This window comes from Roseibium sp. 10G30-5, assembly GCF_055809635.1.
The window spans coordinates 2305352-2325000 of record NZ_CM147918.1; the positions used below are offsets into that span (position 1 = coordinate 2305352).

The following is a 19649-nucleotide window of genomic DNA, read 5'->3' on the forward strand; positions in this document are numbered from 1 at the left end:
GGAGAGCCGTTGCTGCTCGCTGATTTCGCAAGGCCGTTTTAGTGCCTTGCCAAAGAGGCGCTGGATCGATCCGAAACGCCTTTGCGGGGCAAGCGGCGAGGGAACATCATGACTGATGCCCAGGATCTTCCGCTGTCGGGTCTGCTTGTCGTGGACATGAGCCAGTTTCTCTCCGGCCCCTATGCTTCTTTGCGCCTTCTTGATCTGGGTGCACGGGTCATCAAGATCGAGCGTCCGGATGGCGGCGACCTGTCGCGGCGGCTATATCTGAGTGATACGGAAATTGGCGGTGACAGCACGATCTTTCACGCTATCAATCGGGGCAAGGAAAGTCTGGCCATAGACCTTAAGGATCCGGCGGATCTGGCCTGCCTGAAGCAATTGCTCGCCAAGGCGGATGTGCTCATTCAGAACTTCCGACCGGGCGTCATTCAGCGGTTGGGGCTGGATTATGAGACCTGCCGTGCGATCAATCCCGGTCTCGTCTATGCCAGCATTACCGGCTATGGCGACAGCGGACCTTGGGAAAAACGCCCGGGTCAGGATTTGTTGGCGCAATCGCGTTCCGGGCTGATGTGGCTCAATGGCGACGAGACGCAGGGACCGGTTCCCTTTGGGCTGGCGATTGGCGACATGCTGGCTGGCGCCGCCATCGTGCAGGGTGTTTTGGCGTCTCTGGTCCGTCGTGGAATATCCGGCAAGGGCGCGCATATTGAGACGAGCTTGCTGGAAAGCCTTGTCGATTTGCAGTTCGAAGTGCTGACAACCTATCTCAACGATGGCAGGCGGCGTCCTAAGCGCAGCGATTTCCGCAGTGCTCATGCCTATCTTGCTGCCCCTTATGGCACCTATCCAACGCGCGATGGCTACCTCTCGATTGCCATGATGCCTCTTGGCAAACTAGCTCCGCTTCTGGAACTGGAGGGGGCTTTGGCTGCCTATGTCGAAGATCCGGCCAGTTGGTTCACCGCTCGCGATGACATCAAGCGCATTATCGCTCTCAAATTGGTGGAAGAAACGACGGAGCATTGGTTGTCCCTTCTGGAACCGGCGGACATCTGGTGTTCCAAGGTGCTGGAATGGCCCGAGCTTCTGGAAAGTGACGGCTTTAAGGCGCTTGATATGCTGCAAAATGTGGTGCGTGCGGATGGCGTCGATATCCAGACAACCCGGTCGCCGCTGACGGTGAATGGTTATCGGCACAAGGTAGACGCCGCCGCACCACGTGTCGGCGAGCATTCCGATCTCATCCGCAAGGAGTTCGGCTTGTGAGTATCCCTCTGAAAGGCATGACCTGGAGCCATCCGCGTGGTTACGACCCTGTCGTGGCCGCATCCGACTTCTGGAAGCGCACACATGACGTATCGATTACCTGTGACAAGCGGTCCTTGCAGGATTTCGAAAGTTTTCCGGTCGACGAACTGGCACGGACTTATGACCTGATCATCATTGATCATCCGCATGTTGGCCAGATCACAGCGGAAGGCTGCCTGCTGCCTCTTGAAAGTGATCACCGCCGTGCCGATTTGGCGTCTCTTGCGACTGGCAGCATCGGCAAGTCTTTCGAAAGCTATGCTTGGCAAGGGCATCAATGGGCCTTTCCGGTTGATGCGGCAACGCAGGTGCAGGCCTATCGCCCGGATCTGCTGGCTGCGCCGCTGGCCCGATGGACAGAGGTCATAGACCTTGCAGCGGCAGATAAGGTCATGTTGCCACTGCGCGCGCCGCATAATCTGATGACGTTCTATTCAATCTGCGGCGGTCTCGGTCAGGGCTGCGCTGCGCAAGGGACAGAACTTGTCGACTATACGGTTGGTCGGCAGGCGCTTGAGATCTTGCAACAAATCGCTGGAGAGGTGGACCCGGTCTGTTTTGAAATGGATCCCATTGCCTGTCTGGAAGCCATGGCGGAGCCGAGGTCAGAGATCGCCTGTGCGCCGTTGATCTACGGGTATGTATCCTATGCGGTTGGCGGGTTCAAAGAGCGACTCATCCGCTTTGCCGATAGCCCGCATCTGGGGGGCGCAGGATCCGCAGGGACAGCGCTGGGCGGCACGGGCATTGCCGTGTCGGCGTATTGTCAGCATCCAGAAGAAGCCATTGATTTTGCTTATTGGCTGGCCGGGGCCACGTGCCAGGCGGGCATTTATGTCGAGGCGGACGGACAAGCGGGCCACGACGCTGCCTGACGGGATGAAGCCATCAACGCGCGGGTGAACGGCTTTTACGCAGACACGCGCAAGACGCTTGAAGGCGCCTGATTGCGACCGCGTTTTGACGGCTACATGGCTTTTCAGCAGGAGGCCTCGGATCTTTTGACGCAGGCGCTGCGCCAAAATCGGGATCCCTTGCAGACGTTAGTGAGCCTGGATGAACTTTTCGTCCGCAGTCAGAGATAGCGCAGCAGGGGGCGCTTTCCTGATCCTGCTTCCAAGAAGGGGTGAACTGTCAGGCGTGGTGAAAAACCTGATCCATCATTGCCCACCATTCGCCTTGCGCGCGTGTTTCAAGCGGTTTCTGACAGGGCATGCAGACGGACCACCATTCCTTGTTGCGCGGGTCATCCGCCATCTTCTGCATGTCGGCGTCAAAGTCATCGCCTGTATATTCCCAATAGCCGAAGAGCAGGTTTTCTGGCTCCTTCAGGAAAATCGAATAATTGGTGATGTTACAGGCTGAAATCAGCTTGAGAATATCCGGCCAGACGTCCGCATGCAGGCGTTTGTAGATGTCGATCTTGTCGGCCTCCAGGCCGATGACCATTCCCATGCGCTGCATCTGTTACGCCTCCTTGGTGAAGCTGCGGGTGTAGTCGGGCCTGCTGCGCGCTGTGAGGATGTCCCAATCCCAGGCAATGCCCAGACCCGGTTCGCTCGGCGCCACGGCATGGCCGTCCTCGATGGCCATCGCCTGCGTGGTCACATCATCAAGTTGCGGAATATATTCGACGTATTTGCCGTTTGGCACGGCGCAGGTCAGGCTGACATGCAATTCCATCAGAAAATGCGGGCACACGGGAATGTCAAAGGCTTCCGCCGCATGTGCCACTTTCAGCCAAGGCGTGATACCGCCGATGCGGCCAACGTCGACCTGCACAACAGAACAGGCACCACGCTGCATGTATTCGCGAAACTGACGGATGGAATAGACCGATTCCCCAATGGCTATCGGCGTCGATGTGCGGGCATTGAGCCGGGTATGTCCGTCAATATCGTCGGCGGGCAGCGGTTCTTCAATCCAGGCAAGATCCAGCTCTTCCAGCACACGGGCCCGGCGAATGGCCTCGTCTACATGAAATCCTTAGTTGCAGTCCGTCATGATCTCGAAGGCAGGGCCGACAGCTTCGCGTACCGCCGTCAGCCGTGCCTTGTCTTCTGCGGCATTCGGGCGCCCGATCTTGATCTTCGATCCGCGAAAGCCTTTGGCTTTTGCTTGCAAGGCATCCTCAACCAGTGCAGGCGTTTCAATATGCAGCCAGCCGCCTTCTGTGGTGTAAAGCGGACAACGGTCTTTGGCCCCGCCTGCCAGCTTCCAAAGTGGCAAGCCCATCTTTTTAGCGCGCAGGTCCCAAAGAGCCGTGTCGATGGCGGCCAGCGCGATCGCGGTGATAGCGCCAATGGTGGTGGCATGGGTGGCAAATTCGAGATCGTGCCAGATCGCTTCGATGCACTCGGCGTCGCGCCCGATCAGACGCGGCACCAGATGGTCGGCCAGAAGGGCCATGACGGAGGAGCCGCCGGTGCCGATGGTATAGCTGTAGCCAATGCCAACAGCACCATCCTCATCGGTGATTGCGACAATCGGCGTCTCCTGCAAGTCGAACGACTGGATCGCATCCGTGCGTTTCACCTTTGGCGGCAAATCCACCATGCGAATATCGATTTTTTCGATCCGCGCCATCTTGAGGCCCTTCTGGCTTGTGTTCGTGTGCTGTCAGCCTTTGTCGGCGACGAAGGTCTGCTGTTGTTCTCCCAGCCCTTCAATGCCGAGGCGGACCACATCACCGTCTTTGAGGAAGGTCGGCGGCTTCATGCCCATGCCCACCCCCGGAGGAGTGCCCGTGGAGATCACATCACCGGTTTTCAGCGTCATGAACTGGCTGAGATAGGAGACAAGAAAGGCCACGCCATAAACCATTGTGGCCGATGAGCCGTCCTGACGGCGGGTGCCGTTGACATCGAGCCACATCTTCAGGTTTTGCGGATCGTCGATTTCATCGCGCGTCACCATCCAGGGCCGAGCGGGCCGAAGGTGTCGCAGGACTTGCCTTTGGTCCACTGGCCGGAGCGTTCTGTCTGGAAGGCGCGCTCGGAAACATCGTTGGTGACGCAATATCCCGCAACGTGTTGCATTGCATCTGCTTCGCTGACGTATTTGGCATCCTTGCCGATGATAACGCCCAGTTCGACTTCCCAATCTGTCTTCTCCGAGCCGCGCGGGATCAGAACATTGTCGTTGGGGCCGACGATGGTGGAGGTCGCTTTCATGAAGATCACCGGCTCAGGTGGCACACTGGCACCGGTTTCAGCTGCATGGTCGGAATAATTCAGGCCGATGCAGATCAATTTGCCAACGCCATTGACGCAGGGACCAAGGCGCGGTTGACCGTCAACCAGTGGCAGGCTTGTCGGATCGATGGCCGCCAACGCAGATGGGTCGCGGAGTACATCCCCTGCGATGTCGGAGACATGGCCGGAGAGGTCGCGGATCTGGCCATCCTTGTCGATCAGACCGGGTTTTTCAGCGCCTGTAGCGCCGTAACGGACAAATTTCACGTGTTTGCTCCATATGTTACGCGGTGCTCTGCTCAGACGTCGGGATCAGACCCGCAGGCTGGCGCCGCTATGTTTGTCAAAGATGTGCAATTGCTGCAATTCCAGCAAGAATTCGAGGGTCTCGCCAAGGGCGACCGGGCGCGGATTGAGCATCCGGCTCTGCACTTCGATGCCGCCAATGTCGGTGTAGAGAATGGTCTCTGTTCCAAGCGGTTCGGCCAGTTTGACCTCGCGCATCAGGCTGACAGTGCGCGCCTCGCCATGCAAGGAGTGTCCCTTGGGTGCGAGGCTTTCCGGACGAAATCCGACCACAATGTCCTGATCAGGACCGAGGGCGGGATCAAATCCAGGTGGAATCGGGAGGATCGTTCCGTCTTCAAGACGTGCAGTCAGACGGCCAGCGGCATCTGATTGCGTACGGGCATCGAGCTGGTTCATCGGCGGTGAGCCGATGAAGCCCGCAACGAACGTGTTCACGGGCCGTGCAAACACTTCGGCCGGTGTTCCGACCTGTTCAATTCGGCCATTGCGCATGATGACGATACGATCGGCCAGCGTCATCGCCTCAATCTGATCGTGGGTGACATAGATGACCGTTGTTTTGACGCGCTGGTGCAGTTTCTTGATCTCGACACGCATCTGGCCACGTAGCTTGGCATCCAGGTTGGACAATGGCTCATCGAACAGGAACACTTGCGGATCCCGCACGATGGCGCGGCCCATGGCAACACGCTGACGTTGACCGCCAGACAGCTTGGCCGGATATCGATCCATGTATGGATCCAACCCCAGGATCTGCGCGGCCTCACTGACGCGGCGATCAATTTCAGCCGGTTCAGTGCTGGCGATCTTCAGACCAAACCCGAGGTTTTCCTGCACGGTCATATGCGGGTACAGTGCATAATTCTGGAAGACCATCGAGATATTGCGCGAGCGTGGTGGCAGACTGTTGACCACGCGGTCACCGATTTCGACGGTGCCGTCGGAGATTTCTTCCAGCCCCGCGATCATCCGCAGAGTCGTGGATTTGCCACAGCCGGAGGGACCGACGAGCACGACGAATTCATTGTGGGCGATATCGAGATCGATGCCGTGGACCACGTCCAGTGCACCGTAACGCTTGACCACTTTTTTGAGACTGACTTCGGCCAATTGTTTACCCCTTTACTCCACCGAACGTGAGCCCGGCGATCAGATGCTTCTGGACGATGTAGGTGAGGATCAGCGCCGGAATGATGATGAGAACGGCCATGGCGCTCATGCCGGCCCAGTTGACAGTGAACTGTGCCGTGAAATCCATCAGCCCCACCGGCATGGTCTTTGAGGCGGTTGTCCGGGTGAGCTGTGCGGCCAGCGCATATTCATTCCAGGACATGAGAAAAGCGAAAATCCCGGCGGAAGCCAGACCCGAGCGGGCCATGGGGAATTCCACTTTCCAAAAGGCTTGCCAGCGGGTGCAGCCGTCAATCTGGGCGGCTTCCGAAAGGTCGACCGGAATTTGCCGGAAAAACCCGTCGGTCAGCCAGATTGTGAAAGGGATATTGATCGCCATATAGACCAGGATCAGGCCGAATTTGGTGTCGATCAGGCCCAAACGGCTCCAGATGATGAACAGCGGCAGCGACAAGGCAATGCCTGGCACGGTGCGCGATAGCATGAAGCCGAGAAACAGCGCACCCTTGAAGCGGAAGCGATAGCGCGCAAAGGCATAGCCGCCCATCATGCCGATGGCGATGGCAACGGCGGTCGAGGTGATCGAGATCACCAGTGAATTACGGAAATACTGGAGGACAGGCAGCCCAAGCTCCTGCTTCGGCAACAGGCCGAAGATCTTGTAGAAGTTCTCCAGTGTCCACTGCTGCGGGATCCAGATTGGCGGGCGTGCCAGAATTTCGACGTTGGGGCGGAAGGCAGATAGAACCACCCAGACGCCAAGCAGACACAGAATCGCCATGGCCACGAAAACGCCGAAGCGGATGGACCAGCGCTGCCAGGGCGTTCGATTGTCATCGCAATGCTCATTGTGCCCCCATGTACCGGTTGGCGCTGACCAGCTTGCGGTAGAAATAGAAGGTGAAGAAGATCGACAGAAGGATGGAGACGTAGCCCATGGCATTGGCCATCCCCATGTTGGAATTCTGGTACCCGGTACGGGCCATCAGCGTCCAGATCAGCTCGGTGCGCCCGGCAGGTCCGCCATTGGTCATGATCTTCACCATGTCATAGGCGCGCGCCACATCCAGTGAGCGGATGGTCATGGCAATGAAGATGAAGGGCATCAGAAACGGCAGTGTGATGTGACGGAACACCTGCCAGGCTGTTGCAGCCATCAACCTTGGCGGCTTCCAGTGGATCGCGTGGCAAGGCCAGAAGTCCAGCCAGCAGAAGGATGGCGAAGATTGACGTCGACATCCAGATTTCGGCGAAGATGATCGAGAAGTTCGCCAGCCAACTGTCCACAAGCCACGGGATCGGCTGAGTGATCAGACCGAACTGGAACAAGGCGTTATTGACCATGCCGACAGCATCGTTGAACAGATATTTGAATTGAAACCCCACCAAAATGGGCGAGAACATCATTGGAAACATCATGATGGTGCGCAAAAGTCGCTGGCCGACGGTGATTTTGTTGATCAGCATGGCGAGGCCGAGGCCCAACAGCATTTCAAGGTTGAGGGCGATCGTGATGAAGACGACGGTGCGGCCAAAGGCCCACCAGAAATCGGCATTGTGGAACAGGCGTCGATAATTTCGAAAGCCGATGTAGTGATACAGCGTGTCGGGCCGAATGAGCTTGTAGGGCGTCAGACTCGACCAGAACGACACAATCAGCGGTAACAGAACAACTGACAAGATGACGATGATGGCCGGCAAGAGCAGCAAGTAAGGCACGGCGCGTGGCGATCTCAGGAGTTTCATCTGGGCCAAGGCGACTTTCCGTCTTTGAGCAATCGGCGCGGGAGATCCTGCGACCGACATGAAGTGAAAGAAGTGAAGGGGAAAGCAACACCGCCCGACAAGAGGCCGGGCGGCGGAGTGGTCTGAGGGCTGATCAGTCGTTCAGCAGACCGGCGTCTTCCATGATCTCAGTCGCCTTGGCGGCAGCATCATCAAGCGCCTCTTGTGGGGTTTTTTCGCCAACGATGGCCGCTTGCAGATCTGGCCAGACAACGTTAGAAACCTCGATCCACTGCGGGATGAGCGGTGGTGTGCGGGCCTGATCAAGCGCCTTGGCGAAGGTCTCGAACATATTTGCCATGAATGGTTTGTTGTTGTTTTTGAACCATTTTTCAACTTCCGGAAAGACGCTGGTGCGGGTTGGCAGGTTGCCTGCCTTGGCTTCCAGCATTTCGGAATCGTGGTTGGTCAGGAAAACGATCAGGCTGACGGCAGCCTTTTTGTTCTGGCACTGCTCAGTGACTGAGAACGAATGCGATCCCGACCAGGACGACCTTGTTTCCCTGAAAGGCCGACAGGGGCCACCGCAACGCCGACATCTCCGGCGATCTTGGATTTGTCAGGGTCGTTGAAAAAGGCAGCAAAGCCCGGCCAGTCCAGATCAAGCGCGAGCTGACCCGCAGCCATCGCATTGCCGATGTCATCCCAGGTGTAATTGACTGTTCCGGCTGGAACGGCCTTGGCCTTGTATAGATCGACGAACCATTGCAGGGCCTTGACGCCTTCCGGCGAATTGAACGTTGGCTTCCAGTTCTTGTCGAACATGTCGCCGCCGTTGGCACGCAGGATTTCCATGAACTGCCCGGTCATGCCTTCGTCTTTGCCGGCGAAGGCCGTTCCGTAGATGTTGGGTGGGTTGGAGAAGAAGATGGCTTGTTGCTTGTATTCTTCGTAGGTTTTGGGCGGAGCCAGCTCTTCGCCGTATTTCTCTTTGTAGCGCGCCTTGTTGTCGGCGTTCTCGTAGAGCTTCTTTTGATAATAGATGTTGGAGACGTCTGTGACGCGTGGCAACTGGACGAGGCGTCCGTCAACTTCCGCGCTCTTCAGCGTGCCGGGAACATATTTGTCGAGTTCCGACTTCGGGATCAGTTTGCTGAGATCGATATAAAGACTGCCATATTGGGGTGCAAAGCTCGTATGGTTGGAGCCGACACACCAATTGATGCTGCCTGTCGCGATGTCCTGCTTGATCTCACGGTCGAGGTCGAAATGATTTTTTGACGAAACGATCTCGACTTTTGCACCCGTCAGCTTCTCCCAGTGCTGGAATGCGTGTGTAGAGTCTTTCGTACTGAGTGCCACCAATCAATTTGGCCTTGATGGTCACACCGGGGAAATGCCCGTAATCGAAGTCCGCTGCGTGGGCAATGCCGCCCATGCCTGCGAGCGTGCCTGTCAGCAGCACGGCGCTTAGTCTTGTCTTCCACGTCATTGTCAATTCCTCCCGATATGACAACTAAGAAAAACTCTTCCATATGTAAAAACTTTTTTCTTATATAATTTTCTAGATATCAAGGATTAAATGTCGTGAAATGCTGAAAAGGCTGAAATCCGTCCTCGAGGAGGGGCCGCGGACGACAGGCGACTAAAATTGGGGGACGCGCCTATGCGCATTTTCGACACGCATCTTCACACCATCTATCTTGAGAAATTCACGTACCCCTGACTAAAGGGCACACCGCTTAACCGCGAAATCCCCATTGCAGCCTATCTGGAGCATGCGAAACTGCTGGGCATCGAAGGATCACTGCACATGGAGGTGGATGTGGTCGAAGCGCAGATCGAGGCGGAAACAGAATTTGCGCTGACCGTCGATCCGCATGTGAAAGGTGCGGTGATCAGCGGTCGTCCGGAGCGCCCGGATTTTGCTTTGTCGCTGGAGCGGGCTGCTGCGATTCCTGTGGTCAAAGGCATGCGCCGCATTCTTCATACGTCGCCGGATGATCTGTCCCAGAGCCAGCTCTTCGCGGAAAACCTGCGTTTGTTGGCAGGGTATGATCTGAGCTTCGACCTCTGTGTTCTTGCGCGGCAATTGCCGGTCGGGGCGCAGCTGGTTGATCGCTGCCCGGATGTACGGTTCATTGTCGATCATTGTGGCGTCCCGGATATTGCGGGAGAGGACTTCAAAACCTGGAGCACGGCGATTGCCGATCTCGCGCAGCGGGAGAACGTGGCGGCGAAAATTTCCGGAATTATTGCCTACGCAGGCGAGAATTGGACGATAGACGCCTTGCGTCCCTATTTTGAGCATGTGATCGAAGTCTTCGGGTGGGACCGGGTTGTCTGGGGGAGTGACTTTCCGGTGTGCACCCTGACTGCCGATCTTGCGGCTTGGGTTGATGTAACGCATCAGCTTCTGGCCGGGACAAGTGCGGAGGAAAAGGCGAAGCTGCTTCACGTCAACGCGGAACGTATTTACCGCATCTGAGTGCCAAAGCAGTCGTAAGGCGGCCTCTACTGGCCGTCCGCGAGTTTTGCTGCCGGATATGATCCGGTGGGAGCAGAAACAAGGGAGGAAGTGTGAGGCATGCGATTAGGGGATTGCTATAATTTCCATGACTTTCGTCGTCTGGCACAGCGTCGGCTGCCCGGGCCGATTTTCAATTATATTGATGGCGCTGCTGACGACGAAGTGACGTATAGGCGCAATACCACCAGCTTCGACAATGTCGATCTGGTGCCCAATATCTTGCGCGGTGTCGAGGATGTCGATCTATCGGTCACGGTGATGGGACAGAAGCTGGCTTTACCGGTGTATTGTTCGCCGACGGCGTTGCAACGGCTGTTTCATCACGATGGCGAGCGAGCTGTAGGCAATGCCGCTGCCAGACACGGCACCATGTTCGGCGTCTCTTCGCTTGGGACGGTCAGTCTGGAAGAAGTGCGCGAGGCGCATTCCACACCGCAGGCCTATCAATTTTATTTCCATAAGGACCGTGGGCTTAACAGCGCCATGATCCAGCGGGCGAAGCAGGCCGGTGTTGATGTGATGATGCTGACTGTCGACAGCATCACCGGCGGCAACCGCGAGCGGGATCTGCGCACCGGCTTTTCCATCCCTTTCAAGCTGACCGTCGGGGGGCTGTTTGAATTTGCCCGCAAACCCATGTGGGGCATCAACTATGTGACGCATGAGAAATTCCGGTTGCCGCAGCTTGATGATCACGTCGACATGGGCGGCGGGGCCATGTCCATCGGCCGCTATTTTACCGAGATGCTCGACCCCTCCCTGAACTGGTCTGATGTCAGCGCCATGGTGCAGGAGTGGGACGGTCAGTTCTGTCTCAAGGGTGTGATGTCAGTGGAAGACGCGCGCCGCGCGGTTGATATCGGGTGCAGCGGAATTGTTTTGTCCAATCACGGCGGGCGTCAGCTTGACGGCTCGCGCTCCGGATTTGATCAGTTGGCCGAGATTGTCGATGCGGTGGGGGACAAGATCGACGTCATGATGGACGGTGGGATTCAGCGCGGATCGCATGTGCTCAAGGCCTTGTCGCTTGGGGCGAAAGCCGTCGGGCTGGGCCGTTACTATCTGTTCCCGCTTGCTGCTGCCGGACAGCCGGGCGTTGAACGGGCGCTGGAGCTCATGAAGGCAGAACTGGTGCGCGATATGAAACTGATGGGCTGTAAATCCGTCAGCGACCTGAACCGTGAAGCCCTGCGCTTCCGTTGAAAGTGCGACATGGCTCTGTGACCAGAAAGTGTGGTCGCAGAGCCTTTGTAAACCTGGGCGTCGAACAAAGAGCCGATGGTCAGGCCGTATCGATCAATGCCTTTAGGTTCGTATCACGGACCGCCAGCACCTCAAACAGTCCCAGTGCATTGAGAGCGGGCAGGGCATCGACGATGTCACATCGTGCTTCGTGTCGGGCGCTGGCAGATGCATTGCCGTCGCAATAAACCCGGGCGTTGGCCAAAAAGGCGCCAACGCTGCCTTTTCGTATGATGACCCCGTTCTGTTCGACCTCATTGATGGTGTCGGGAAGGATGTCTTCAGCACGCATTGTCTATCTCCTTGGTGGCTTGAATTGACAAGACCGATGATAGATGGGCATTTTTGGCTTCACTGCCGCATTTAGGTCAAACGATAGCTGAAAACGGCCACGTCATGACGTCCAGTCTTATTTCTGTTTCTCTGGCGTCCGCGCCCGAAGGCCCTATTCTGATTTCTGCCTCCCGGAAAATGGATCACATTCGGCTGACGCCGCCCCATACTCATGCGCGTGGTCAGATGCTTGGCGCGACGGCGGGCTTGCTGGCGGTTGAGACGTCGGCTGCCCGATGGATCGTTCCGGCGACGCATGGCGTGTGGATACCGCCGTGGCAATTACACGGCTTGCAGTCCTTCGGACCTTTTTCCGGCTGGAGTGTTTATGTACGTGAGGACATTTGTTCCACCTTGGCGCAAACGCCTCGGGTTTTTCAGGTGTCGGGACTGTTGCGGGAGGCACTGGTCCGGGCCTGCACGTGGCAGGACCTGACACGCAGCGCCGCAGCCTTGCGCTTGGAACGTGTTATTCTCGACGAGATTGCGGGACTGCCAGACGTTCCATTGACACTGATGCTGCCTCAGACGCCTGCCTTGCGTCGTATTGCAGACGCTTTGTCATATGATCCGGCAGACGGGCGTCGACTGGAAGAGTGGGCACATTGGGCAGGTCTGGCCCCCAGAAGTCTGTCGCGACGCTTCAAACAGGAAACAGGTGTTGCGCTGGGCGAATGGCGCGCCCGGCTGCGTCTGTTTAAAGCGCTGGAAATGTTAGCAAACGGTACACCGGTCACCACGGTTGCTCTGGATCTGGGATATAGCAATGTCAGTGCATTCATTGCACTGTTTCATAGAGCCTTTGGTGTGACGCCAAGGCAAATATGATGCGGAGACAGGTTCGTTGGATTGGCAAAAGGCTTCCGGCCAATAGTGTATTTGACGAGGCTAGAAAGCTAAACGTCCCGACCCTTGTTGAAGGTCGGAACGTTGATGGTCTTGCATTTGGCCTTCAAGGCCGGGAGATCAGGGAAGGGTATGACCAGCCGCACGCAGCAGACGATACCATTCCTCACGGCTCAGAGTGACCCCCGCACCGACCACGCATTCCAGCACACGCTCGCTCTTGGTGGTGCCCAGCACCACCTGAATATTGGCCGGGTGGCGGGTGATCCAGGCCACGGCGACGCCTGTTGGCGTGATGCCATGCGTTGCGGCAATGTCGTCCAATGCATCATTCAGTTCCGGGCAGTTCTTGCGGTCGCCGACAAAAACGCCATCGAAAAAGCCACGTTGGAACGGGGACTCAGGCCTGAAGCACCATGCCTTCCTTGCGTGAATAATCCAGCAAGCCGTCTGTGCGGTCGATGGACTGGTCCAATCCGCCCATGTTGATCGCCAGTCCTTGCGTGATCAAAGGGGCATGGGTGATCGAGAGTTGGATTTGATTGACGGTCAACGGTTGCTTGACGGCCGTTTTCAGCAGTTCGATCTGACCGGACGTGTGATTGGACACGCCGAAATTCCGAACTTTCCCCGCATGGTGCAATTTGTCGAAGGCGGATGCCACTTCTTCAGGTTCCACCAGAGCGTCGGGCCGGTGCAGCAGGAACATGTCGATGTAATCGGTCTTCAAGGCAGCCAGCGACTCGTCTACCGAGCGCAGGATATGCTCCTCGGAAAAGTCGAAGAAGCCTTTGCGGATGCCAGCCTTTGTCTGGATGATCAACCGCTCGCGCTGGCCGGGAGTCAATTGCATCGCCTCTGCAAAACGTTCTTCGCAGCGGTGGCGCTCGCCACCATAAATGTCGGCATGATCGATCATGTTGATGCCAGCGTCTTGCGCGGTTTCGACCAGCTTGCAAATGTCCGCGTCGCTCATGTCGGCAATGCGCATCAGGCCCAGAATGGCCGAGGACGCCGTTAGATCCGTGCGGGGGATGGTGTGGTGTTTCATCGTGTTCGGCATGGTGTATCTCCTCCCGAGAGTAGGCTTTTGAAAGCCGGTTTATGGGCGCCTTGCAAAATCGTACTGCGCCTTCGATGGTCAAAAACTATTTACAAAGTGAGCGATGGCAAACGGATAAAGCGGTTGCCATCACCTGCGTGTTGTCTTGATCAGAGCGCCCCTGCCTGATCGAGTGCCTGAATGTCGGTTACCTCAAGCTTCAGCGAAACGGCCTTGCGGAAGGTTTCCAGATGATCACGCTTGGTCGCGCTTGCAATCGGCGCAGTGACGCCTCTTTGCGCAAGGATCCAGTGCCAGAGAGATTTCCGCCGGAGTGGCCTCGTGTTTTTCACTGATCGTATCAAGGGTCTCCAGAATGGCGGTGCCCTTGGGCGTCAGATACTTGGCAACACCCTGTCCGCGCTGCGATATTTGCCTGTCAAAAAGCCGGATGCGAGACTGAAATACGTGACGACGCCTGTTTTGGAGCGGGTGCAATGCTCCTGGAGTGGGCCTTCGTAGCTGTCACGATTGTAGAGATTGTATTCCGGCTGGACGACCTGATAATCCGGCAGTTCGTATTTGGTCGCCGCCTCTCCCGCGGATTCCAGCATAGAGGCGTCGTAGTTGGAGGCGCCAAGGGCGCGCACCTTGCCAGCCTTGATCAGCTTGTCATAGGCGCCAAGCGTTTCTTCATGCGCTGTCGAGGCATCTGGCCAATGCGAGAAATAAAGGTCGATGACATCGGTTTTCAAACGGGCGAGAGACTTTTCGGCCGCCTCGATGATCCATTTCTCGGAAAGCCCTTTCTGTCCCGGTCCGCCCATGTCGGAGCCGACTTTGGTAAAGAGAACGATCTTGTCGCGCATACCGGGGCGCGCTTTGAGCCAGTTACCGATGATGGTCTCAGATCTCGCCGCCACTGTTGCCGTCTACCCATGCGGAATACACGTCTGCCGTGTCGATGGCATTGAAACCCATGTCGACGAATGCATCAAGCATATCGAAGCTGGTCTTTTCATCAATGGTCCAGCCGAAAACGTTGCCGCCAAAGACCAGAGGCACGATGTCGAAACCGGTCTTTCCCAATGAGCGGGTCTGCATGTCTGTCTCCTTTATGTGCATTTCCGTAATCGTCTTGCAGCTTTAGTCTGATGGACGGGATCCGTCCGTTTAACGGCGCCTGCGGGCCACTTCGGCTCCTGCGTCGCGTGGCAGGTTGAGTAGATCAATCAGAGCCAGCAGCCCGAAGGCTGCCACGATGACAAAGGCAACGTGGAAGGGAGTGGCCGGATCGCCCCCCGCCCCGATGAAGCCTTCGCCGATCTGCCAGTGCCACGGCTCCCAACGAAATGCCCAGTCCCATTGTTAGTTGCGTGGCCGTTGAAAACAGCGTGTTGGCAGGGTTGATCTGGTCACTTGGCACGTCGGCAAAGGCGAGCGAATTCAAGGCGGTAAATTGCATCGAACGGGTGACGCCGCTGACGTAGAGAATGAGCAGCATAATCCAGACTGGCAGATCGCTGGTGAACAGGGCGATTGCCCCCAGGGCCAGCACATTTATGGCGCCATTGACCAGCAGCACAGTGCGAAAGCCCACCGCCCGGATGATGGGCGTGGTCAATGGCTTGATCGTCAGATTGCCGGCGAAGACAGCCATCAGCATCATGCCGGAGGCAAAGGCACTATATCCGAGGCCAATCTGGAACATCACCGGAACCAGAAACGGGACCGCACTGACTGCCATGCGGAACAGCGAGCCCCCCCAGATGGTGATGGCATAACTCTTGATCGAGAGACTATGCAGATTGACCATGGGATGCGGTGCTTTGTTCAGATGGCGGACCGAGAGCCAGATCAGGGCCATGCCCAGCACGGCGGAGGGCACTGCCCAACTCCACGCAGGGTCGGGACGACTGAGAATTTCTGTCGTCGTCAACAAGAAGAACAGACCGAAGGCTGTGAGCAGAAAACCGGGCCAGTCAAACCGCGCTGCCCTGTGTTCGCGACCTTCCGGCACCAGCTTTAATGATAAAATGAAGGCGATTACACCCAAAGGCAGATTGATGTAGAAGATCCAGCGCCAATCGAAATGATCCGACAGGAGGCCGCCAAGGGGAGGTCCCAAAACCGGAGCCACAAGGGCCGGCCATGTCAGGGCGGCGATGGCGCTGATCAGCTTTTCCTTGGGCGTAACGCGTAAAACCACGAGGCGCCCGACAGGCACCATCATGGCACCGCCTATGCCTTGCAGCACACGGGCCGCAATAAAAAGATTGAGTGAATTGGCCATGCCGCACAGCATGGACGCCAGAGTGAAGATGATGATGGCAAGAGCAAAGACGCGCCGTGCGCCAAAACGATCAGCAATCCAGCCACTGACCGGAATGAAGATGCCAAGCGTCAGCATGTAGGCAGAGACACCGGTGTTCAGGTCGACTGGCGCTGCGCTGAAGCTTTTGGCCATTTGCGGCACCGCAGGCGTGATGATGGTCGAGTCAAGATTTTCCATGAAGAATGTGCCCGCCACCAAAAGGGCAAGTGGCAAGGTTCCGCCTGCGGCTTTGGTGGCAGTCGGGGCGGTTGCACTCGGTGTCGTCACCGTCTTGTCGGCCTGCGACATGGGGTCGGAGCTGGTGGGCGGGGTGCTCATAAGGCGTCCTTGCCATTCGGCTCGGTCATGAAAAGTGTCCATCTGATCGACCCGAGCGAACGCCCGGGCCAGGAGGGGAAGCGCCCCACCGGGCCTTTTGTGGTGCGCTCTGTCATCTTTCGGGAAAATCGGATCAAAGAAAAGGGCTGCCACACCTTTAAGTGGCAGCTGCCGATGCGTGTTACCTCAGAGACTGTCCACCACACCGCCATCGACCCGCAAGGCTGCGCCGGTTGTGGCCGAGGCCTGCGGCGACACGGCATAGACGACCAGGTTGGCCACTTCTTCTGGCGTTGCCGGGCGCTGAATAATCGAGGTTGGACGGTTGGCCATGACAAAGTCGATGCCAGCCTGTTCAAGGGACTTGCCGGTTTCGGCCACATCGTCCTTGAGCATTTCCGCAACGCCTTCGGTCATCGTCGGGCCGGGCAGGACAGAGTTCACGGTTACGCCGGTTCCCGCCATGCGTTTGGCAAGACCGCGCGCCAGGGACAAAATCGCCGTCTTGGTGACGCCGTAGTGGATCATGTCCGCCGGGATGTTCAGGGCTGATTCCGAGGACAGCATGATCACTCGCCCCCATCCGTCTTTTTCCATGCCGGGCAGATAGGCTCGCGACAGACGTACGGCAGACATCACATTGATGTTGAGAAAGCGGTCCCATTCCGTATCGGGAATGTCAAAGAAATCATGGGGTCCGAAAATCCCGACGTTGTTGACGAGAATATCGCAGGCCGGAAATGCCTCGACCAGAGACGCGCTGCCCGAGGCGGTGGCGAGATCTGCCGCAAAGCCGGTCACTTTGGCGTCGGGAACCTTGCCTTTCAGCGTCTTGACTGCGGCGTCGACTGTGTCCTGCTTGCGCCCGTTGATGACAACTTCCGCGCCGCTATCGGCCAGTCCAATCGCCGTTGCCAATCCGATGCCGCCCGTTGAACCTGTGACGATGGCGCGTTTGCCGGTGAGATCAATTTGCATGGGTGTTCTCCTGCTTCATCTGAATGTCGTGGTCGGCAAGCCGCGTGGAAGGTCGTCTTCAGCCCCGTAAATCACGCATACTTCAGATGTATAATTATCGGCGGTGACGATAATGCTTGAAATTCAGCGAGGACTTTTTACTCTCATCGAATAATGGATCAACTCAGCCTTCTTCGTCTTTTTGTCTCCATCGTTGATCAGGGCAGCCTGTCTGGTGCGGCTCGCCAGCAAGCCTTGTCACCGTCCACGGTAACATTGGCCTTGCAGCAGCTTGAGGAACAGGCAGGGACTCGTCTGGTTACACGGACGACCCGTCGTCTGGCGCTGACATCAGAGGGTGAACGTTTTCTGGGCGACAGCCGAAGAATTCTGGCCGACCTGGATCGCGCATTCGAGGCGGTGTCCGATGACGGGCCTTTGCAAGGCACCATTCGTGTGTCGGCCATCAATGACTTCGGCCGAAGTCGCATTGCTCCACTGTTGAATAGTTTCATGCAGCAGCATCCCGGCCTGCGCATTGAACTGACGCTGACAGATGCGGTCGTCGACTTGATGGAAGATGGGTATGATCTGGGGATCCGCACCGGCCCCTTACAGGATTCCGAGTTGCGGGTGCGCTTGCTGCTTCGCGGTCGGCGTCAGATTTGTGCCGCGCCTGCCTATTGGGATCGACAGGGCCGGCCGGGCCATCCGCGCGATCTCTCTGCTCATAATTGCATGGTCTTGTCGCGGCCGGGGTCACCCCAGGCCAAATGGCAGTTCCACGATAGTGGGACTGATTTTGGCGTGCGGGTGTCGGGGGACCGTATGGCGAGTGATGGCGGGACCTTGCGTCAATGGGCTATCGCGGGAGCGGGTGTGGTTCTCAAATCCAGCTTTGATGTGCAAGAGGATATTGCGGCCGGGCGGTTGGAGCCGGTACTGGAGCCTTTCACCACAAGTGCGATCAACCTGTATGCCGTGCGGGCCGCAGGCGACAGGCCTGCGCGCCGTGTGTTGGCGCTGATTGATTTTCTCGCACACCATTTGTGAACGCAGCGTTTCTTGATGTCACAGAGTGACTTAATTTGCATGTCGCCTCAAAGAGGCTCCGGAGTGAGGTGCCTGTCTTTGCAGGAGAGCTCAGGCCGGAGAGGCAGGCTGTCGTTTTGATGTTTCACCGTATAGTGTTGGACGTGTTTTGTGTCTGAAGAGGGAAACTGGGCGTGTCAGAGTGTCGAATTTTGCTGGATGTGGATACGGGAATCGATGATGCGCTGGCCATTGTGTTTGCGCTGGCGCGTCCCGGTATCACGCTGGAAGCTGTGACAACCTGCTATGGCAATATTGATGTTGCAACCGCAACCCGCAACACATTGCAGATCCTGGAGATTGCCGGGCGCAGCGACATTCCGGTAGCGGCCGGTTCATCTCGTCCCTTGACTCGCGCCTTCAACAAGCATGGCAGTCGGATCCATGGTGAAAACGGGCTTGGTGGTGTCGATCTGCCTCCGCCATCTCGTCAGGCGGAGGAAGTCTGGGCGCCGGATTTTCTGATTGAAAGGATCCGCGCCAATCCGGGAGACTTGATCCTTGTGCCCACAGGTCCGATGACCAACGTGGCGCAGGCGTTGATGAAAGCGCCGGATATTGCAGAAAAACTGAAAGCACTGGTGCTCATGGGCGGCACGATCTGGCATCCGGGTGTCCCGAAGATTGCCAGCCCGATGGCGGAAGCCAATTTTTTCAATGATCCGGAGGCCGCTCGTATTGTGCTGCAATCGGGGGCAAATATCACCATGGTTGGTCTGGATGTGACCATGCAAACCCGACTGACCGGCAGCATGATCGAGACGATTTCAAAGGAAGGCGGTCCTGCAGCCCGTGCCTGTGCTGAAGCTGCCCGTTTTTATCTGGCGGCCTATCAGGCGCAATATCCGGACATCACATATTGTGCCCTGCACGACCCTCTTGCGGTTGGCGTTTCTCAGGACGCCAGCCTTGTCGACACGCAGGCGATGCAGGTCGATGTGGAATGTACCGGGGATTTGACCCGCGGCCAGGTGATCCCTGATTTACGCAAGACGGGCGATACGGTGCCAAACGTCAAGGCGGCCCTCAAGGTGGATGCCACACGGTTCGAGGGGCTTTTCGCGGAAGCGCTTCTCTCCGGTATTTGACGGTATTGCGCATGGGAGGGGCATCGGTCTGTGCTGCCCTTCCTGTGGTCTGGTTTGGCAGCACAGACCGGAGGTCAGGCTCAGGTCTGCCAGAGCGCATGAAAATGGTGCAAGGGTCCATGGCCCTGTCCGACATCAAGCTGATCACTGGCCGCCAGCGCCCCTTGCAAATAATCCTTTGCCTGTTGCACTG

At 57.2% G+C, this 19649-nt stretch carries 15 protein-coding genes and 6 pseudogenes (1 of these 21 cut by a window edge); 7 read left to right on the forward strand and 14 right to left on the reverse strand.

Translation table 11 applies throughout. From position 1 onward, the window contains the following. Positions 1-108: 108 nt before the first annotated feature. Together AC0L7U_RS11735 and AC0L7U_RS11740 are read left to right on the forward strand one after the other, a co-directional pair. Complete coding sequence (locus AC0L7U_RS11735) at positions 109-1272, forward strand: CaiB/BaiF CoA transferase family protein (RefSeq protein ID WP_473690891.1); 1164 nt, start codon at positions 109-111, stop codon at positions 1270-1272. Continuing rightward, a pseudogene (locus AC0L7U_RS11740) lies at positions 1269-2399 on the forward strand (extracellular solute-binding protein). The gene AC0L7U_RS11735 and the pseudogene AC0L7U_RS11740 overlap by 4 nt, the downstream one beginning before the upstream one ends. A gap of 49 nt (positions 2400-2448) precedes the next feature. Here the strand turns inward: AC0L7U_RS11740 and AC0L7U_RS11745 are convergent. The 7 genes and pseudogenes from AC0L7U_RS11745 to AC0L7U_RS11775 form a co-directional block, all read right to left on the reverse strand. Further along, complete coding sequence (locus tag AC0L7U_RS11745) at positions 2449-2778, reverse strand: L-rhamnose mutarotase (protein ID WP_473690893.1); 330 nt, start codon at positions 2776-2778, stop codon at positions 2449-2451. 3 nt (positions 2779-2781) lie between these two features. Continuing rightward, a pseudogene (locus tag AC0L7U_RS11750) lies at positions 2782-3900 on the reverse strand (mandelate racemase/muconate lactonizing enzyme family protein). A gap of 33 nt (positions 3901-3933) precedes the next feature. Next, positions 3934-4775, reverse strand: a pseudogene (locus AC0L7U_RS11755) (fumarylacetoacetate hydrolase family protein). A gap of 45 nt (positions 4776-4820) precedes the next feature. Next, entirely contained in the window at positions 4821-5927 is a 1107-nt protein-coding gene (locus AC0L7U_RS11760) for an ABC transporter ATP-binding protein (protein ID WP_473690895.1), read from the reverse strand. A 4-nt stretch (positions 5928-5931) separates the two neighbouring features. Continuing rightward, positions 5932-6729 (reverse strand): carbohydrate ABC transporter permease, encoded by a 798-nt coding sequence (locus tag AC0L7U_RS11765; RefSeq protein ID WP_473690896.1) that lies wholly within the window; start codon positions 6727-6729, stop codon positions 5932-5934. A gap of 64 nt (positions 6730-6793) precedes the next feature. Continuing rightward, positions 6794-7694, reverse strand: a pseudogene (locus AC0L7U_RS11770) (carbohydrate ABC transporter permease). Between the two features lie 133 nt (positions 7695-7827). Next, positions 7828-9165, reverse strand: a pseudogene (locus tag AC0L7U_RS11775) (ABC transporter substrate-binding protein). 321 nt (positions 9166-9486) lie between these two features. Here AC0L7U_RS11775 and AC0L7U_RS11780 point away from each other — a divergent pair. Continuing rightward, positions 9487-10161 (forward strand): amidohydrolase family protein, encoded by a 675-nt coding sequence (locus tag AC0L7U_RS11780; RefSeq protein WP_473690898.1) that lies wholly within the window; start codon positions 9487-9489, stop codon positions 10159-10161. Positions 10162-10260: 99 nt separating this feature from the next. Beyond that, the gene (locus AC0L7U_RS11785; protein ID WP_473690900.1) at positions 10261-11406 is read left to right on the forward strand and encodes an alpha-hydroxy acid oxidase; all 1146 of its coding nucleotides are present in this window, start codon (positions 10261-10263) and stop codon (positions 11404-11406) included. 79 nt (positions 11407-11485) lie between these two features. Here AC0L7U_RS11785 and AC0L7U_RS11790 read toward each other — a convergent pair whose 3' ends face one another. Continuing rightward, entirely contained in the window at positions 11486-11737 is a 252-nt protein-coding gene (locus AC0L7U_RS11790; protein WP_473690902.1) for a hypothetical protein, read from the reverse strand. A gap of 104 nt (positions 11738-11841) precedes the next feature. On the opposite strand from AC0L7U_RS11790, the gene AC0L7U_RS11795 reads away from it, so the two are divergent. Continuing rightward, positions 11842-12606 carry an AraC family transcriptional regulator gene (locus tag AC0L7U_RS11795; RefSeq protein ID WP_473690904.1) on the forward strand — a complete coding sequence of 255 codons (765 nt, stop codon included), beginning with the start codon at positions 11842-11844 and terminating at the stop codon, positions 12604-12606. Between the two features lie 138 nt (positions 12607-12744). Here AC0L7U_RS11795 and AC0L7U_RS11800 read toward each other — a convergent pair whose 3' ends face one another. The 5 genes and pseudogenes from AC0L7U_RS11800 to AC0L7U_RS11820 form a co-directional block, all read right to left on the reverse strand. Next, on the reverse strand, positions 12745-13062 hold the full coding sequence (locus AC0L7U_RS11800; protein WP_473695784.1) for an aldo/keto reductase: 318 nt from the start codon (positions 13060-13062) through the stop codon (positions 12745-12747). Continuing rightward, positions 13025-13687, reverse strand: coding sequence for an aldo/keto reductase (locus tag AC0L7U_RS11805; protein WP_473690906.1), 663 nt, complete (start codon positions 13685-13687; stop codon positions 13025-13027). The genes AC0L7U_RS11800 and AC0L7U_RS11805 overlap by 38 nt, the downstream gene beginning before the upstream one ends. Positions 13688-13836: 149 nt before the next feature. After that, positions 13837-14770 (reverse strand): annotated as a pseudogene (locus tag AC0L7U_RS11810) (aldo/keto reductase). A 124-nt stretch (positions 14771-14894) separates the two neighbouring features. Continuing rightward, a complete protein-coding gene (locus AC0L7U_RS11815; RefSeq protein WP_473690908.1) occupies positions 14895-16319 on the reverse strand; it encodes an MFS transporter in 1425 nt (474 codons plus the stop codon). Between the two features lie 186 nt (positions 16320-16505). Continuing rightward, positions 16506-17297 carry an SDR family NAD(P)-dependent oxidoreductase gene (locus AC0L7U_RS11820; protein WP_473690910.1) on the reverse strand — a complete coding sequence of 264 codons (792 nt, stop codon included), beginning with the start codon at positions 17295-17297 and terminating at the stop codon, positions 16506-16508. Positions 17298-17450: 153 nt separating this feature from the next. Here AC0L7U_RS11820 and AC0L7U_RS11825 point away from each other — a divergent pair, with 153 nt between their 5' ends. Next, complete coding sequence (locus AC0L7U_RS11825) at positions 17451-18329, forward strand: LysR family transcriptional regulator (protein WP_473690912.1); 879 nt, start codon at positions 17451-17453, stop codon at positions 18327-18329. Positions 18330-18502: 173 nt separating this feature from the next. Beyond that, positions 18503-19456 (forward strand): nucleoside hydrolase, encoded by a 954-nt coding sequence (locus tag AC0L7U_RS11830; protein ID WP_473690914.1) that lies wholly within the window; start codon positions 18503-18505, stop codon positions 19454-19456. Positions 19457-19536: 80 nt separating this feature from the next. Here AC0L7U_RS11830 and thiD read toward each other — a convergent pair whose 3' ends face one another. Next, positions 19537-19649 carry the end of a bifunctional hydroxymethylpyrimidine kinase/phosphomethylpyrimidine kinase gene (gene thiD, locus AC0L7U_RS11835; RefSeq protein ID WP_473690916.1) on the reverse strand. The gene runs 697 nt beyond the window's last position, so 113 of the gene's 810 nt are visible here — the last part of the coding sequence; the start codon falls outside the window, past its right edge; its stop codon occupies positions 19537-19539.

Coding starts and splice junctions, on each gene's coding strand:
- AC0L7U_RS11785 (WP_473690900.1), top strand. CDS start 10,261: ATGCGATTAGGGGATTGCTATAATTTCCATGACTTTCGTCGTCTGGCA.
- AC0L7U_RS11735 (WP_473690891.1), top strand. CDS start 109: ATGACTGATGCCCAGGATCTTCCGCTGTCGGGTCTGCTTGTCGTGGAC.
- AC0L7U_RS11815 (WP_473690908.1), bottom strand. CDS start 16,319: ATGAGCACCCCGCCCACCAGCTCCGACCCCATGTCGCAGGCCGACAAG.
- AC0L7U_RS11795 (WP_473690904.1), top strand. CDS start 11,842: ATGACGTCCAGTCTTATTTCTGTTTCTCTGGCGTCCGCGCCCGAAGGC.
- AC0L7U_RS11780 (WP_473690898.1), top strand. CDS start 9,487: ATGGAGGTGGATGTGGTCGAAGCGCAGATCGAGGCGGAAACAGAATTT.
- AC0L7U_RS11825 (WP_473690912.1), top strand. CDS start 17,451: ATGGATCAACTCAGCCTTCTTCGTCTTTTTGTCTCCATCGTTGATCAG.
- AC0L7U_RS11820 (WP_473690910.1), bottom strand. CDS start 17,297: ATGCAAATTGATCTCACCGGCAAACGCGCCATCGTCACAGGTTCAACG.
- AC0L7U_RS11805 (WP_473690906.1), bottom strand. CDS start 13,687: ATGCCGAACACGATGAAACACCACACCATCCCCCGCACGGATCTAACG.
- AC0L7U_RS11765 (WP_473690896.1), bottom strand. CDS start 6,729: ATGGCGATTCTGTGTCTGCTTGGCGTCTGGGTGGTTCTATCTGCCTTC.
- AC0L7U_RS11745 (WP_473690893.1), bottom strand. CDS start 2,778: ATGCAGCGCATGGGAATGGTCATCGGCCTGGAGGCCGACAAGATCGAC.
- AC0L7U_RS11790 (WP_473690902.1), bottom strand. CDS start 11,737: ATGCGTGCTGAAGACATCCTTCCCGACACCATCAATGAGGTCGAACAG.